At 62.4% G+C, this 14,794-nt stretch carries 16 protein-coding genes; 1 reads left to right on the top strand and 15 read right to left on the bottom strand.

Annotation, left to right across the window (positions count from 1 at the left end; all coding sequences use genetic code 11):
* Nucleotide 1: 1 nt before the first annotated feature.
* The 7 genes from BUB78_RS00375 to BUB78_RS00345 form a co-directional block, all read right to left on the bottom strand.
* Nucleotides 2-367 carry an NADH-quinone oxidoreductase subunit A gene (locus tag BUB78_RS00375; protein ID WP_073194547.1) on the bottom strand — a complete coding sequence of 122 codons (366 nt, stop codon included), beginning with the start codon at nucleotides 365-367 and terminating at the stop codon, nucleotides 2-4.
* A gap of 229 nt (nucleotides 368-596) precedes the next feature.
* On the bottom strand, nucleotides 597-1,388 hold the full coding sequence (locus tag BUB78_RS00370; RefSeq protein WP_073193951.1) for a crotonase/enoyl-CoA hydratase family protein: 792 nt from the start codon (nucleotides 1,386-1,388) through the stop codon (nucleotides 597-599).
* A gap of 40 nt (nucleotides 1,389-1,428) precedes the next feature.
* Nucleotides 1,429-2,289, bottom strand: coding sequence for a hydroxymethylglutaryl-CoA lyase (locus BUB78_RS00365; RefSeq protein WP_073193950.1), 861 nt, complete (start codon nucleotides 2,287-2,289; stop codon nucleotides 1,429-1,431).
* 53 nt (nucleotides 2,290-2,342) lie between these two features.
* Nucleotides 2,343-3,011 carry a glutathione S-transferase family protein gene (locus tag BUB78_RS00360; RefSeq protein ID WP_073193949.1) on the bottom strand — a complete coding sequence of 223 codons (669 nt, stop codon included), beginning with the start codon at nucleotides 3,009-3,011 and terminating at the stop codon, nucleotides 2,343-2,345.
* Complete coding sequence (locus BUB78_RS00355; RefSeq protein ID WP_073194544.1) at nucleotides 3,008-4,957, bottom strand: ATP-binding protein; 1,950 nt, start codon at nucleotides 4,955-4,957, stop codon at nucleotides 3,008-3,010. Before BUB78_RS00355 ends, BUB78_RS00360 begins: the two co-directional genes overlap by 4 nt.
* Before the next feature lie 5 nt (nucleotides 4,958-4,962).
* A complete protein-coding gene (locus BUB78_RS00350) occupies nucleotides 4,963-5,592 on the bottom strand; it encodes a hypothetical protein (protein WP_073193948.1) in 630 nt (209 codons plus the stop codon).
* Between the two features lie 61 nt (nucleotides 5,593-5,653).
* Entirely contained in the window at nucleotides 5,654-7,258 is a 1,605-nt protein-coding gene (locus tag BUB78_RS00345; protein ID WP_073193947.1) for a carboxyl transferase domain-containing protein, read from the bottom strand.
* Between the two features lie 161 nt (nucleotides 7,259-7,419).
* Between BUB78_RS00345 and BUB78_RS00340 the strand changes: the two genes are divergently transcribed.
* Nucleotides 7,420-8,019 carry an OmpW/AlkL family protein gene (locus BUB78_RS00340; protein WP_073193946.1) on the top strand — a complete coding sequence of 200 codons (600 nt, stop codon included), beginning with the start codon at nucleotides 7,420-7,422 and terminating at the stop codon, nucleotides 8,017-8,019.
* Nucleotides 8,020-8,087: 68 nt separating this feature from the next.
* Here the strand turns inward: BUB78_RS00340 and BUB78_RS00335 are convergent, their stop codons facing one another.
* From BUB78_RS00335 to BUB78_RS00300, 8 genes are all read right to left on the bottom strand, one after another.
* Nucleotides 8,088-9,665 carry an AMP-binding protein gene (locus BUB78_RS00335; RefSeq protein ID WP_084732705.1) on the bottom strand — a complete coding sequence of 526 codons (1,578 nt, stop codon included), beginning with the start codon at nucleotides 9,663-9,665 and terminating at the stop codon, nucleotides 8,088-8,090.
* Nucleotides 9,662-9,967: a hypothetical protein gene (locus tag BUB78_RS00330; protein ID WP_073193945.1), complete on the bottom strand. Its 306-nt coding sequence runs from the start codon at nucleotides 9,965-9,967 to the stop codon at nucleotides 9,662-9,664. Before BUB78_RS00330 ends, BUB78_RS00335 begins: the two co-directional genes overlap by 4 nt.
* Nucleotides 9,968-9,971: 4 nt before the next feature.
* The gene (locus BUB78_RS00325; protein ID WP_073193944.1) at nucleotides 9,972-10,457 is read right to left on the bottom strand and encodes a lysozyme inhibitor LprI family protein; all 486 of its coding nucleotides are present in this window, start codon (nucleotides 10,455-10,457) and stop codon (nucleotides 9,972-9,974) included.
* Nucleotides 10,454-11,617 carry an isovaleryl-CoA dehydrogenase gene (locus tag BUB78_RS00320; protein WP_073193943.1) on the bottom strand — a complete coding sequence of 388 codons (1,164 nt, stop codon included), beginning with the start codon at nucleotides 11,615-11,617 and terminating at the stop codon, nucleotides 10,454-10,456. Before BUB78_RS00320 ends, BUB78_RS00325 begins: the two co-directional genes overlap by 4 nt.
* An 85-nt stretch (nucleotides 11,618-11,702) precedes the next feature.
* Nucleotides 11,703-12,209 carry an RES family NAD+ phosphorylase gene (locus BUB78_RS00315; RefSeq protein WP_073193942.1) on the bottom strand — a complete coding sequence of 169 codons (507 nt, stop codon included), beginning with the start codon at nucleotides 12,207-12,209 and terminating at the stop codon, nucleotides 11,703-11,705.
* Nucleotides 12,206-12,658, bottom strand: a complete 453-nt coding sequence (gene parS / locus BUB78_RS00310; protein WP_170864991.1) for a type II RES/Xre toxin-antitoxin system antitoxin — start codon at nucleotides 12,656-12,658, stop codon at nucleotides 12,206-12,208. The genes BUB78_RS00315 and parS overlap by 4 nt, the downstream gene beginning before the upstream one ends.
* 113 nt (nucleotides 12,659-12,771) lie before the next feature.
* A complete protein-coding gene (locus BUB78_RS00305; protein WP_073193941.1) occupies nucleotides 12,772-13,968 on the bottom strand; it encodes a DegT/DnrJ/EryC1/StrS family aminotransferase in 1,197 nt (398 codons plus the stop codon).
* Between the two features lie 109 nt (nucleotides 13,969-14,077).
* On the bottom strand, nucleotides 14,078-14,743 hold the full coding sequence (locus tag BUB78_RS00300; RefSeq protein WP_073193940.1) for an HAD-IA family hydrolase: 666 nt from the start codon (nucleotides 14,741-14,743) through the stop codon (nucleotides 14,078-14,080).
* Nucleotides 14,744-14,794: the final 51 nt, after the last annotated feature.

The raw sequence follows: 14,794 nt of genomic DNA, 5'->3' as shown, positions 1-14,794 counted from the left end.
ATCACTCCCATTCCATCGCTCCTTTGCGCCACTCATAGGCAAATCCGGCGGTCAGGACGGCCAGAAAGACCATCATCGACCAGAACCCGGCCATGCTGACATCCTTGAAGGCAACCGCCCAGGGAAACAACATCGCGATTTCAAGATCAAAGATGATGAACAGGATCGAGACCAGGTAGAATCGGACATCGAACTTCATCCGCGCATCGTCGAATGCGTTGAAACCGCATTCATAGGCGCTTACTTTTTCAGAGTCCGGGTTGCGAACGGCCAGAACGACCGCTGCAAGGATCAGGACAAGGCCCAATGCAATGGCGATGGCCAGAAAAACGAGGATGGGAAGGTATTCCCTCAGCATCTCTTCCACGGGGTGGCTCCTTTCATGCGCGTGCACACGCATTCAGATGGCTGCAAATCTATTCCGGGTTTAAACCTGCCCCTGCATGGGGTCAACCGAGCGCGCACAGAAACGCGGGTCGGAAACAGACGATTTTAGTGTTTTGTATGCCACGGTATGCCGCAGATACGCCAGATTGGCCATGAAACCTGACCAGCTCAGGACCGCCCGGCACTCGCGGCGGCCCCGGCGAATCTTTTCAGGCGCCGCCGCTCTGCCAGCTTGGCTTGCGGCGCTCAAAGAATGCACCGATCCCCTCGGGGGCCTCTTCACCGGCCCAGCAGGCGGCCAGTTCGTCGATAGTACGGGCAATGACATCGGCATCAATGCGCGGTCCAAAACCACGCAAAAGCGCCTTGGCGCGGGCCACGGCACCGGGGGCGCACTCGAGGTAAGGCGCGATTTCGGCCTCGATGGCCGCGTCCAGATCGCCCTCGGGCACCGCGCGGGCCAACAGGCCAAGCGTGACGGCCTCGGCGGCATCAAAGCGTCGCCCCGACATGAACACCCGCCGCGCATTGGCCTCGCCCATCCGGGCGGCCACATAGGGCCCGATGGTGGCCGGGATAAGCCCAAGGCGCGTTTCGGTCAGCGCCATCACGATGCAGTCGGTGCCAATCGCCACATCACAGACCGAAGCCAGCCCGATGCCGCCGCCAAAGGCATTGCCATGCAGCCGCCCGATCAAGGGCTTGGGCAGAGTATTGAGCGCCTGCAACATATAGGCCAGCTTGCCAGCCTCTTTGCCGCGCACGCCGGGCTCGGCCTCGAACTGTTGCCGCATCCAGGCCAGATCGCCACCCGCGCAAAAGGTTTTGCCCCGCGCCGCCAAGACCACGGCGCGACAGCTCTCATCGCGGCCCAGATCATCGGCGGCGCTGTGCAGCTCGGCAATCATCTGCGCCGACATCGCATTATGCTTGTCCGCCCGGTTGAGCCAAAGCGTCACCACACCGCGCCCGTCGCGCGTCATCTCAAGTGTCTCAAACATCGCTATCCCCTGTCCCTGCAAGAATTTCCTGCGAAAACCCTCAGTCTCGCCCGCCGCGCATCGCCCGCGCCATTTCGGCCGCCTTCAAAAGCACATCCCGCTCAAGGCCGGTATCATAGCCAAGCTCCTCCAGCTTCTGATGCACCGTCTCGGTCGCCACATTCCCCGCCGCCCCCGGCGCATAAGGACAGCCGCCCAGCCCGCCAACGGCCGCATCAAACACCCGCAGCCCTTTGGCCAGAGAGACCTCGATATTCTCAAGCGCCCGCCCGGAGGTGTCGTGAAAATGCCCCGCAAGCCGCGCCACCGGCACCACGTCGCTCACGGCGGCAAGCATCGCTTCAACCGCCTCGGGGCGCCCCTGCCCGATGGTGTCGCCAAGGCTTATCTCATAGCAGCCCATCGCCCAGAGGCGCTCGGCCACCATCGCCACCTGCGCCGGGGCCACCGGCCCGTCATAGGGGCACTCGACCACGCAAGAGATATAGCCGCGCACCCGCACCCCTTGCGCATTGGCGGCCTCCATCACCGGCGCGAACCGCGCAAGGCTTTCCTCGATCGTGGCATTGATATTGGCCTTGGAAAACCCCTCAGAGGCGGCACCGAAAATTGCAACCTCATCGGCGTTGGCCTGCATCGCATCCTCAAAGCCGCGCAGATTGGGGGTCAGCGCGGCATAGCTCACCCCTTCGGCACGCCGAATGCCGCGCAGCACCTCGCCAGAGTCGGCCATTTGCGGCACCCATTTTGGGCTGACGAAACTGGCAACCTCGATCCGGCGAAAACCGGTGCCACTCAGGCAATTCACCAAGGCAATCTTTTCGCTCAGGGGAATGCGCCGTTTTTCATTCTGCAACCCGTCGCGCGGGCCCACCTCAAATATCTCGACCCGCTCGCCCATGACCTTTCCCTTTCACCGTTCCAAAAATACTCAATTCCGGCCCCGCCACGCAGTCAGCCCGTCCAAGGCTCATAAAACGGCTGCTCAAAAACCCTTGCGCTTTGCGGCCCCGGCAGGCTTGCCTGAAACCCTGGACGTTCGCCGATCCTTTCATACCACTTTTCGGTCTCGGGATAGCCATCCAGCCTGACGAAGTGACGCGCCATGTAAACCGCCTGCCCGACCGCGATATCACAGGCCGAAAAGCCACCGGTCAAAAGATAATCGCGGTTCTCGACCGGCGTCGACAAGCGGGCCTCGATCGCGCGATAGCATTTGGCGATGCGCGCCGCCTCAAGCTGCATCACGATCGGGCTGCGCATAGCATCCTCATAAAGCACGATATGTTGCTGCGTCAGGGCCGCCACGTGCTGACTGATGGTTTCGCCAAAATGCAGCCAGACAAGCCAGCCCATCCTGTCCATATCCCCCGGCGCGCGGCCAAGCCCCGGCTCGGGAAACCGCTCGCAGAGATATTCCATCATCGCGCCGGATTCAAACATCCGCTCGCCGTCGATCTCAAGCGCCGGCACCCTGCCTGCGGGCGAAAGCGACAGGAATTCCGGCGCACGCAGGGATTTGTCAAAGGCGCGCTCGACCACCCGAAACTCGACCCCCAACTCGTGCAACAACCACAACACCCGCATCGAGCGGCTTTGCGGCACATGATGCAGTGTAATCATGCCGCCACCTCCGCTTCGGCCTCAAGGCGTACAAGCGCCGCGCCTGCCGTGACCTGCTCGCCTGCGGCGACCAGAACCTCGGCCACCACGCCGTCGCGCGCCGCCAGAAGCGAATGTTCCATCTTCATCGCCTCAAGCACCGCAAGCCGGTCGCCCCTGGCCACGCTCTGACCGGGGCGCGCAAAGACCGCCTTGACCAGCCCCGGCATCGGGGCCTCGATCAGGGCCGTATCGCCCCCCGCCGCGCTATCGCGCTCGAGCGGGTCAATCGCCTGGAAACCAACGCCATACTGCGTGAATACAGTAATGTCCGCCCCGTGTACGGCCACCGGCGCCGCAGGTTGCCCATCAATCCGCCAGCCGTCTCCCGCGCGGCGCGCCTCAACCCGTCGGCCCGCGATGTCAAGGTCATGCGCGCCCGCCCCAAGGCTGTGAATCCGCACGTTGACCTCTTCGTCATTGCGGCGCAGCACCACCTCGCGTGCAAGCGGTGCCCAAAGCGCAAACCCGGTCTCAGGGTCCGCCTTGTCCAAAAGCCCACAGGCCGCGAGGGCCGCCATGGCAATACCGTCGACCCACGGCTCTGGCGCGACAACAAGCCTGTCAATGTCGCGCGCAATAAGACCGGTATCGACATCCCCGGCGCCAAAGCCCTCATGGCGCGCCAGGGCCCCCAGAAAGGCAAGGTTGGTCACCGTGCCCGCCACTTCGGTGCCCTCAAGCGCGGCCGCCAGACGGCGCAAGGCAATGGCGCGGGTTGGGCCGTGGGTGATCACCTTGGCAATCATCGGGTCGTAAAACGGGCTGATCTCATCGCCCGCGCGCACGCCGCTATCGGCGCGTACCCCGTCGGGAAAGCGCAGATGCGCCAGATGCCCGGTTGCGGGCAAGAAGCCCTTCGGCACATCCTCTGCATAAAGGCGCGCCTCAAAGGCATGACCCGTGATGGCAAGTTCGCCCTGCTGCTTGGGCAAGGCCTCGCCCGCGGCGACGCGCAACTGCCATTCCACCAGATCAACGCCGGTGATCGCCTCGGTCACCGGATGCTCGACCTGAAGGCGGGTGTTCATCTCCATGAACCAAAAGCCATCGGGGCGCAGCCCACGGCTGCCATCGACGATGAATTCAACCGTGCCCGCCCCCTTGTATCCGATCGCCTCGGCGGCGCGCACGGCGGCCTGTCCCATGGCGGCGCGCATCTCGGCCGTCATGCCGGGCGCCGGGGCCTCTTCGATCACCTTCTGATGACGACGCTGCAACGAACAATCGCGCTCAAACAGATGCACCGCGCCTTGCCCGTCACCAAACACCTGCACCTCGATATGACGCGGCTTCTGGATGTATTTCTCGATCAATACCGCCTCATTGCCAAAGGCGGTTTTCGCCTCGCTCTTGGCGCTCTCAAGCGCGTCGGGAAACTCCTCTGCCCGCTCGACAAGACGCATGCCCTTGCCACCGCCCCCCGCAACCGCCTTGATCAGGACCGGATAGCCAATCGCATCCGCAGCCCCCTCCAGATGTTCGGGGTCCTGGTTCTTGCCGTGATAGCCCGGCACCACGGGCACGCCGGCCTCTTCCATCAAGACCTTGGCGGCGTCCTTGAGACCCATGGCGCGAATGGCATCGGCCGAGGGCCCGATAAAGACGAGCCCCGCCGCCTCGACAGCATCCACGAATTCAGGGTTCTCGGACAAAAAGCCATAGCCGGGATGGATCGCGCCGCAGCCAGTCTCAAGCGCCGCCCGGATGATCACATCACCGCGCAGATAACTCTCGCCCGGTGCCGACCCGCCGATATGTACCGCCCTGTCGGCCATCGCCACATGGCGCGCGTCCCGGTCGGCGTCGGAATAAACCGCCACCACCTCAACCCCCATCGCCTGCGCCGTGGCAATCACCCGACAAGCAATCTCGCCCCGGTTCGCCATCAAAATCCGCTCAAACATTTTGGTCATCCCTTTTTGCCTTCTGTCTCGCCACTCAACGTCCCTTCGGCATTCGCTACCGCGTCGTAGCTTATGATCAGCATGGCGAATGAAACACCCAAGGCACAAATCACTGCCGAGAGTGCAGCCCATTCGATCTGTACAAGACCCAGAAACAGCCAGACGCCAATCGTAATACATGGGAATGCAAGCCCGCTTAACATTCCAAATTTACTTGCCAACCCCGGTCCCACCGGCTGTCCGTATCCCCCCTTGGCGCTTGGAAGGTCGAATTCGGCGACAAGGCTTTTGATCGCAAAGAATGCCGCCGCTGCACCAAAAAGAGAGGCAATTCCAACCCCGACCCCAGCCGCACAAATCGCCAGTCGCAGCAATTTGATATTCCTCATAGAGGCATTCAACCTCTCAATGGGCTCAAAAAATGACACCTTTGGGACTAGTGTCGCCTCTGCTGTAAGAGAATATCCATAAGCTGCAAAAAGGAAGCCGCTAAATGCCAACATCCAAAGAAGCCGCTGATTTACCAATCCGTCTTCATGCTCAATTTGAGAGCGTAAGTCGCGCCAATCTTCCTTATAGCGCGACTTCGGAAAACTTATGTCGCCCGCCTTCCAAGTCCTCGCATAAAATCGCATCACGCGCGTCCTTCTTCTTGGCTCAAATACTCAAACTCCAAGGCTTCCGCAGAGCGCCCCCTCACATCCGAAAGACGCCAAACCGCGTCTCCTCGATCGGCGCGCAAAGCGCGGCACTCAGGCTCAGCGCCAGCACATCACGGGTCTTGCGCGGATCGACGATGCCGTCATCCCAAAGCCGCGCACTGGCATAGAGCGGATGGCTCTGGCGCTCGAACATCTCGACCGTCGGCTGTTTAAAGGCCGCCTCTTCCTCGGCCGACCATTCCCCGCCCTTGCGCTCGATCGAATCGCGCTTGACGGTGGCAAGAACGCCGGCCGCCTGTTCGCCGCCCATCACGCTGATCCGGCTGCTTGGCCAGCTCCACATAAAGCGCGGCTGATAGGCGCGGCCTGACATGCCGTAATTGCCCGCCCCGAAAGAGCCGCCAACCACCATCGTGACCTTGGGCACGCTGGTCGTCGCCACCGCCGTCACCATCTTGGCACCGTGACGCGCGATGCCCTCGTTTTCATATTTTCGTCCGACCATGAAGCCGGTGATGTTTTGCAGGAACACCAGCGGGATCTTGCGCTGTGAACAGAGCTCGACGAAATGCGCGCCCTTCTGGGCCGCTTCGGAAAACAGCACGCCGTTATTGGCCACGATTCCCACCGGGCAGCCCTTGATATGGGCAAAGCCGGTGACAAGCGTTTCGCCAAAGCGCGGCTTGAATTCGTCAAAGCGGCTGCCATCCACCACCCGCGCGATCACCTCGCGGATGTCATAGGGCGTGCGCAGATCGGCGGGCACCACGCCAAGCAACTCTTCGGGGTCATAAGCCGGTTCTTCGGGGCTGGCCCAATTCACGGTTGCGGGCTTTGAGCGGTTCAACGAACCAACCGCCTGACGCGCCAGTGCCAGAGCATGCGCATCATCCTCGGCCAGGTAATCGGCCACGCCCGACAGGCGCGTGTGCACATCGCCACCGCCGAGATCCTCGGCACTCACCACCTCGCCGGTGGCGGCCTTGACCAGGGGCGGCCCGGCCAGAAAGATCGTGCCCTGCTCCTTGACGATGATCGTCACATCGCTCATCGCGGGCACATAGGCGCCCCCGGCCGTGCACGATCCCATGACCACGGCGATCTGGGCAATGCCCTTGGCGCTCATCCGGGCCTGATTATAGAAAATCCGCCCGAAATGGTCGCGATCCGGGAAGACCTCATCCTGATTGGGCAGGTTGGCGCCGCCGCTATCGACCAGGTAGATGCAGGGCAGATGACATTCCTCGGCAATCTCCTGCGCGCGCAGGTGCTTTTTGACCGTCATCGGGTAATAGGTGCCGCCCTTCACGGTGGCGTCATTGCACACGATCATACAGTCTATGCCCTGCACGCGGCCAACGCCCGCGATCACCCCGGCGCAGGGCGCGGCCCCGTCATAAAGCCCATGCGCCGCCGTGGCGCCGATTTCAAGAAACGGCGATCCGGGATCAAGCAGGTTTGCGACCCGGTCGCGCGGGGCCATCTTGCCCCGGCTCAGGTGACGCTCGCGCGCGGCCTCACCGCCGCCTGCCGCCGCAAGGGCTGCGGCCTCTGCGACCACGCCAAGGGCCGCAAGATGCGCCTCGCGATTGGCCCGAAAGCCTTCCGATCCGGGCAGTGCCGATGTGCCTAGCTTCATCCCCAAAACTCCTGACTTGCCGGGCGTGCAATGCGTCGCACCCTCCCGCCTGTTGCATTTTTGCCGCAACGCGGCATCCGCCTCGCGATTTGACTCACATCAAAGTGATGCGTCCGGTTTCGACGCATTGTCCCGCTCGTAAACTCAAGAATGGAAAAACTATGAAACAGATCACAGCCCTCACCCTTGCTGCTGTCCTTGCAAGCACCGCAGCCCCGGTTTTTGCCCAGTCCCAAGGTGACATGACCCTTGGCCTCGGCGCACACTACATTGATCCGACCGACAGCTACAGCGCCCCGTCGACGGTGCGCGTTGGCGAAAACATCCGCCCGTCGCTGACGTTCGAATATTTCGTCATGGACAATGTCGGCATCGAGGTTCTTGCCGCCTGGCCGTTCAAGCATGACCTTCAGGCACAAGGTGCCGGTGATATCGGCTCGACAAAGCACCTGCCGCCCACCGTTTCGATCCAGTATCACTTCACCAACAGCTCTGTCATGACACCCTTTGTCGGCGTTGGCCTGAACTATACCCACTTCTGGGACGAAAAACTCGATAATGGCACACCGGTCAGCCTTGACGATTCCTGGGGCATCGCCCTGCACGGCGGTGTTGACATCGCAGTCAGCCAACAGGGCTCCTTGCGCGCCGACGTGCGTTATATCGACATCGACACTGACGCTACAATCGGCGGCGTATCCGCAGGCTCGGTCAAGCTTGACCCTTGGGTGTTTGGCGTCGCCTACGTCCACAAGTTCTGATACATTTTTAAAGTAATCGTTGCAGGGGCCGGTTATCTGATCGGCCCTTTTGCTGTTCCCCGACCGTCTCATGCGCGACCCTCCGCCGCCGCGCGCACCTTCAAGTCGCGCCTGATCACCTTGCCGGTGACCGTCATCGGCAGGCTTGCTATAAATTCGATTTCCCTTGGATATGAATAAGTTGCAAGCCGTTCCTTAACGTATGCCTGCAACTCTGATGCAAGTGCCTCCGAGGCGCTCACCCCATCCTTGAGCACCACATAGGCCTTGACGATCTCGGTTCTGACCGGGTCGGGCTTGCCGACCACACCAACGGTGGCCACCGCGTCATGGGTCAAAAGACAGTCCTCGATTTCGGCGGGGCCGATGCGATAGCCGGCACTGGTGATCACATCATCCTCGCGCCCGACAAAGCGCAGATAATCCCCCTCCCAGATGCCGCGATCCCCGGTCAGCATCCAATCGCCCCTAAACTTGTCGGCCGTCTGCTCCGGTTTATTCCAATATTCCAGCATCATAGAGGCCGATCCTCGCCTTATGGCAACATCGCCCTCGGCCTGCGTAGGCATGCCGTTTTCATCCAGAACCGCCAGATCATGGCCGGGCACCGCCTTCCCGAGGCAGCCCGGCTTCGGGCTGAAAAGGGCCGCGCAGGAACTGGCCACCATATTGCATTCGGTCTGGCCGTAAAACTCGTTGATCGTCAGACCAAAGGCCCGCCGCCCCCAATCGAGCATCTCGGCACCAAGCGGCTCGCCACCGCTGGCCACACTGCGCAGGCCCGCGATATGGCTGCCTTCGGCCTTCAAAAGCCGCAGGGCCGTTGGCGGAAAAAATACATTTTTTACTTGCCCTTGCCGGACAATCCTGATGCATTCTTCGGGGCCGAATTTGGCCATACGCGCCGCCACGACGGGCACCCCGATCGCCAACCCCGGCATCAGCACGTCAAACAACCCCCCGATCCAGGCCCAGTCGGCGGGCGTCCAGAGGCAATCGCCGGGCTGGCCCAGAAAATCATGGCTGATCTCGACCCCCGGCAGATGGCCCATCAATACGCGATGGCCGTGCAGCGCCCCCTTGGGCGCGCCGGTGGTTCCGCTGGTATAGATCAACACCGCCGGTTCCTCGGCCCCCGTATCGACAGTCTCATACCGCCCCTCGGGCAGCGCGCACTCCTCGGGTACAAGCGCCTCGACCTGTTCCAACCCCTTCAAAAGCCCGACACCCTCGCCATCGGTCACGATCACCCTGGCCCCGGCATCACCGACCCGGCTCACCAGGGCATCATGCTTGAAGAGCTTGAACAAAGGTATTGAAATCGCGCCGATTTTCCAGATCGCGATATGAGCCGCGGCGCACCATGCGCCCTGACTGCGCAGCACGCCGACCCGGTCACCGCGCTCCACACCGCGCGCCACAAGCGCAAGTGCCAGCCGGTCGGCCATATCGCGCAGCTGGCCATAGCTTATATCGCGCGCGCCCTCACCCGAAAGGTCGACAATCGCCACCCGGTCGGGTGCGCGTGCGGCCCAGTCATCGCAAACCTGCACCGCCATGTTAAGCCGCGCCGGAATATCCCAGGCAAAGCTGTCACAAAGCGCCGCGTAAGGCGCCTGTCGCAGGGTTGGGCGCATCCCGGTCATGAGCGCCCCTCCGCGCGGTTGGCATGGGCAAGGCGACCATAGGCATCGACGAAATATTCATAGCGCGACCCGCCCCGCAGATCGCAGGCCACCACCAGCCAGAGCCCCTCGCTCTGCGCCGGACGCGCCATACAGTCAGAGAGCGCGGCCCCCGCGCCCGCCTCGGCCAGATAGCGGGCGGCAAAACGTTCGATCACCTCGGTTTCGGTCGTGCCCACGGATCGCCCGCCGAGCATGAGGCCGATCCCGGCCACCGCCGCCACCAAGGCCATCAAGGGCACAAAGAGCATCCAGCGCGGCATGAGCTCACTCGCCCAACACGCCGTTGGTCAAATAGAGGGTCTGGCGCGCGGTTTCATGCAAATGACAACTGACAGCCGCCGGGCCACCGCCCGTTCCCCCGCCCCATTGGGACCGTTCAAAGTCACATTTCGCGTCGCGAAAGCCGATCCAGGCGCGCTGCATCGCCAAGAGCGCCTCGGCCTGTTTTGGTACATGGCTGGAATAGCTCTCGGCCTCGGCATCCTGCGCACGCAACCGGGTGCGCAGGTCCTTGTAAACCACGTTCAGCCGCGCATCCCACCATTGCCGTTCGCGATCGGCACAGGCCCCCATGCCGACGGTGGTATAGCCGCCGGGCGTGGCCTCGATGCAGAGTTCGGCCGCACCGCCCGCACATTCCTCGCCGCCCCCGGCCGCAAGACAGGCCGTGACCGGGGCGATATCAAACACCAGATCCTGCGCCGCCAATGGCGCAGGCAAAAGCACAAGCGCGGCGATCAGGCGTTTCATGCCATCGCCCCCATCAACTCTCGACCGATCAGCATGCGGCGGATTTCGGAGGTGCCGGCCCCGATTTCCATCAGCTTGGCATCGCGGAACAACCGCCCGACCGGCGCATCATTCAGGAAACCCGCGCCGCCCATGGCCTGCACCGCCTGATGGGCCTGTTTCATCGCCTCCTCAGAGGCATAAAGACAGCAGGCCGCCGCATCCTGACGGGTGACATCGCCGCGGTCACAGGCCTTGGCGACCTCGTAAACATAGGCGCGCGCCGAATTCATCGCGGTGTACATATCGGCGATCTTGCCCTGCATCAGCTGAAAGCTGCCAATCGGCTGGCCGAATTGCCTGCGCTCGGCGAGGTAGGGCATGATTTCATCCAGACAGGCGGCCATGATCCCGGTGCCGATGCCCGCAAGCACCACACGCTCGTAATCCAGCCCCGACATGAGTACGCGCACGCCGCGCCCCTCTTCGCCAAGGATATTCTCGAACGGCACTTCGACATCGTCAAAGATCAGCTCGGCGGTGTTGCTGCCGCGCATGCCAAGCTTGTCGAAATGCGGGCTTGTGCTGAAGCCTTTCATGCTCTTCTCGATCAGAAAGGCGGTTATGCCCTTGCTGCCTGCATCCGGATCGGTCTTGGCATAAACCACCAAAGTGTCGGCATCCGGGCCGTTGGTGATCCAGTATTTGCTGCCGTTGAGCTTGAAGTGATCGTTGCGCTTTTCCGCCCGAAGCTTCATCGACACCACATCGCTTCCGGCCCCCGCCTCTGACATGGCAAGCGCGCCGACATGATCGCCCGAGACCAGCCCCGGCAGGTATTTCGCCTTTTGCTCGGGCGTCCCGTTAAGCTTGATCTGATTGACGCAGAGGTTGGAATGCGCGCCATAGCTCAGCGAGACAGAGGCCGAGGCACGCGCGATTTCCTCGACCGCGATCACATGCGCCAGATAGGACATGCCGACGCCGCCGAATTCCTCGGGCACGGTGATGCCCAAGAGGCCAAGATCGCCCATTTCTTTCCAGAGTTCGTTGGGAAAGGCGTTGCTGGTGTCGATCTCTGCCGCCATCGGCTTGACGCGCTCCTGCGCCCAGCGATGCACCATCTCGCGCAGGGCATTCACATCCTCGCCCAGATCGAATTGCATGACTGCGTTGAACATCGCCCTCTCCCTCTTCGTCGGAATTTATTGAACACTTGTTCATTTTATAGCCATACATCCCGAGTCGGGTCAACAGGCTTGGGCGTCAGCTCTGTTTCGCGTTCAATCTCGGGTCGAGAACAAAGCGGGTCTGGCTAAGGTTCTGAAAGGTTTCAGGCACCATCGGCGCCAGAAAAATCAGGTTCCAGCTTTGTCGCGACACCGCCGAAGGGATCACGATGATCCCGTGTTTGTGCAATTGCTCGCCCCCCCAGGCGCGCCGCTCTGGCGTGGCATTACCGGGGTCAAGCCAGTCCACATCAGGAAGATCATCGGGCGCGAACACCTTGATGCGGGTCGGATCGGCCACCTGAAAGGCGGTCATCACATGCGGCTGTGTGTCAAGCACGCGAAAGCCCTTGTGCACCGCCACTTCGAGAATCGCGGTGCTTGGATCAAGCGCGCAATAGACCGCCCGCGTCCCAACCGGGTTCCAGCGGCCACCGGCCTGAAACGCGCCCTCGCCGCCCGACCATGTCGGCGCATGTTTCGCCCGATCAAGCCGATGCGCCCAGACACCGCCTCCACCCAAAGCCTCGGGCAGCGGCGTCACAGATAGACGCCGTAATCAATCTGGCGCAACACCCGGTCGACAAGCGCCGCACCGATGAAGGTATCCAAAAGGTCGATCGGGCGCTGACCGTCAAGCGCCATCTGTTCGCTGCGCATCCAGTCAAGCGCCGCGTCGCGCCCGCCGAACACATCCTCGGCCCGCGTCAGAAGGATCGCGAAGAGCACGAGTTGCGAGCTGACACCGCTGGACAAGGGGCGCTCGGCCCCCTTCAGGCGCTTGAGCTGCGAGACGCTTATGGCAAGGATTTCGGCCCATGTCCGATCCGGCAGCTCGGTCAGGGCGGCGCGAAAACTTGCCAGCATCTTGGCGGGCAGACCTTTTTCAATCTCGCGGTGCACATCAAATGCGGTGCGCGGCACCGGGCCTTTGCGGTCAAGGTATTTCCAGGAATGTTCAAGTTCTTCGCGGCTGGCGATGTCGAACGGCATGGCTTGACCCTTTGATATCTCGGCACATCCCCTCGGGGTGGCCGTGCTTGGGGGATGACCCCGCAATAAACGGGTCATTTGAGCCAAACAATTAGGTCATTTTGACCTCAAAGTCAAGTCTGTGCCTGAAACACCGTTCCCACCTCGGCCCGGATGATCCGCGCGATCTGGGCGCAATCCTCAAGGCTGAAGGTCAGCGGCAGGCGCATGTCGATGATCCCGCGCAGGATACGGTCACTGGCGGGCATCGGCGTGCTTGGGGCATAGCGCCAGCTGTCATAACGGCTGGTAAAGCCGCTCGGCTCGGCGCCGCCGAACCACTTGAGCTCGACGCCGCGATCAAGACAGCGCTTGAGCACCTCGGCGACCGCCATGTCCGTCCAATCCAGCAACAGGAACTGGATCGACGAGCCAACCATGGTTTCCTCTGTCGGCCGCTCGACCACGCGCAGGCCCGGCGTGCCGCGCAGGCCATCCTCGACCACGCGGTAACGGGCATTCCATTTCGCGCATTGCGCATCAAGCGCGCGCAATTGCGGGCGCAGGATCGCCGCGCGCAGATGATCCATCCGCCCCGAGACATTCGGCGTTTCGTATTTCACCCGCTCGAACACCTCGGCGGGGGGCACGGTGCCATTGCGATTATAGAGCATGTAAGAGCCCGACAGAATGATCGCACGCGCCGCCACCTCGTCGTCATCGGTGACAAGAAAGCCGCCCTCGCCGGAATTCATATGCTTGTAGGTCTGGGTCGAATAACAGCCGATCTTGCCCCAGCGACCCGAGGCACGCCCATTCCAGGCGGCGCCCATGGTATGGGCGCAATCCTCGATCACGGTGATGCCAGCCGCGTCGCAAACCGCCATAAGGCGCTCCATATCGCAGATATGGCCGCGCATATGGCTTAGCATCAGAACATCGGCCTGATCGGCCTTGGCGGCCAGATCGTCGAGGTCAATGGTCAGGTCTTCGGTCACGCCAACAAAGACCGGCACCGCGCCGACACTGGCAATCGCGCCGGGCACCGGGGCAAGCGTAAAGGCATTGGTCAGCACCCGGTCGCCGGGCACAACCCCGATAGCGCGCAGCGCCGTGCCCATGGCATAGCCGCCCGAGGCCACGGCGAGCGCATAGCGCGCCCCGGTATAGGCGGCAAATTCCTGCTCCAGCAGGGCGACCTCGCCGGGCTCGTCCCCCACCAGATTATAGCGGTGCAACCGCCCGCTTCTGAGCACCTCAAGCGCGGCCTCGATCCCCTCGTCGGGGATCGGCTCCTGCTGGGTGAACTTACCTTTGAAAACCTCTGTCATGAGGTATGTTTTGGGGCGCAAGCGGGCGCAGGTCAATGGTTTGCATGCACAGGCCCCCGCTTGTTCAGGAAATCCGAAAGCGCGCTATCGCCTGTCGGAAAATGCAGGCCTAGCCAATCAGCCGCGCCACCACCCCGGCCAGTTCGTCATAATGGGCAATCGTCGCCTCGGGGTCCAACTCGGTCACACTGGCGCCATTTGGCCCGAAGGTCACAAGCACCGAGGGCACCCCCGCCGCGCGCGCGGTGTCTCGGTCGGTCGCCGTATCGCCCACCAGCAAAGAGCGCGCCGGATCGCCCCCGGCCCGGCGCACGGTCTCGCGCAGGTGTTCGGGGTCGGGTTTGCGCACCGCAAGCGTATCGGCGCCGGTAAGGGCATGAAAGGCATCCAGAACCCCAAGCCGACCCATCAAAAGCCGGGCCAGCCCTTCGGGCTTGTTGGTGCAGATCGCAACGCCGTAGCCCGTCGCGCGCAGCCCCTCGACCGCGTCCATCGCACCGGGGTACAGCGTGGTGTGAACGTCAATCGCCCCCGCGTAAGCCTCTAGCAAAAGCGGATAGTTGCGGTCGATCTCGGCGGTGTCATCCGGGCGGCCCAACCGCTCAAGCCCAAGCTTGAGCATCGCCCGCCCGCCACGCAACGCAGTGCCCGCATCGCAGGCCGGATCAAGCAAATCCCCCTCGCCCATCGCGCGAAAGCAGGCATTGGCCGCCGCAACAAGATCACCGCTGGTATCGGCCAAGGTGCCATCCAGGTCAAAAACAACTGTGCGCATCGGCCTATTTCCTTTGTGTTCAGAATCTTTGCGGGTTTCCGCCCACTGCCG

The sequence above is a fragment of the Roseovarius marisflavi genome (genome assembly GCF_900142625.1).
Taxonomy (GTDB): Bacteria; Pseudomonadota; Alphaproteobacteria; order Rhodobacterales; family Rhodobacteraceae; genus Roseovarius; species Roseovarius marisflavi.
This window is presented reverse-complemented; position numbering and strand designations above follow the sequence as displayed.

What these genes read in the sequence shown, in the direction of transcription:
- BUB78_RS00365 (WP_073193950.1), bottom strand. Translation starts at nt 2,289, where the DNA reads ATGGGCGAGCGGGTCGAGATATTTGAGGTGGGCCCGCGCGACGGGTTG.
- BUB78_RS00355 (WP_073194544.1), bottom strand. Translation starts at nt 4,957, where the DNA reads ATGTTTGAGCGGATTTTGATGGCGAACCGGGGCGAGATTGCTTGTCGG.
- parS (WP_170864991.1), bottom strand. Translation starts at nt 12,658, where the DNA reads ATGCCGTTCGACATCGCCAGCCGCGAAGAACTTGAACATTCCTGGAAA.
- BUB78_RS00370 (WP_073193951.1), bottom strand. Translation starts at nt 1,388, where the DNA reads ATGTTTGAGACACTTGAGATGACGCGCGACGGGCGCGGTGTGGTGACG.
- BUB78_RS00335 (WP_084732705.1), bottom strand. Translation starts at nt 9,665, where the DNA reads ATGACCGGGATGCGCCCAACCCTGCGACAGGCGCCTTACGCGGCGCTT.
- BUB78_RS00330 (WP_073193945.1), bottom strand. Translation starts at nt 9,967, where the DNA reads ATGCCGCGCTGGATGCTCTTTGTGCCCTTGATGGCCTTGGTGGCGGCG.
- BUB78_RS00360 (WP_073193949.1), bottom strand. Translation starts at nt 3,011, where the DNA reads ATGATTACACTGCATCATGTGCCGCAAAGCCGCTCGATGCGGGTGTTG.
- BUB78_RS00345 (WP_073193947.1), bottom strand. Translation starts at nt 7,258, where the DNA reads ATGAAGCTAGGCACATCGGCACTGCCCGGATCGGAAGGCTTTCGGGCC.
- BUB78_RS00320 (WP_073193943.1), bottom strand. Translation starts at nt 11,617, where the DNA reads ATGTTCAACGCAGTCATGCAATTCGATCTGGGCGAGGATGTGAATGCC.
- BUB78_RS00325 (WP_073193944.1), bottom strand. Translation starts at nt 10,457, where the DNA reads ATGAAACGCCTGATCGCCGCGCTTGTGCTTTTGCCTGCGCCATTGGCG.
- BUB78_RS00340 (WP_073193946.1), top strand. Translation starts at nt 7,420, where the DNA reads ATGAAACAGATCACAGCCCTCACCCTTGCTGCTGTCCTTGCAAGCACC.
- BUB78_RS00350 (WP_073193948.1), bottom strand. Translation starts at nt 5,592, where the DNA reads ATGCGATTTTATGCGAGGACTTGGAAGGCGGGCGACATAAGTTTTCCG.
- BUB78_RS00300 (WP_073193940.1), bottom strand. Translation starts at nt 14,743, where the DNA reads ATGCGCACAGTTGTTTTTGACCTGGATGGCACCTTGGCCGATACCAGC.
- BUB78_RS00305 (WP_073193941.1), bottom strand. Translation starts at nt 13,968, where the DNA reads ATGACAGAGGTTTTCAAAGGTAAGTTCACCCAGCAGGAGCCGATCCCC.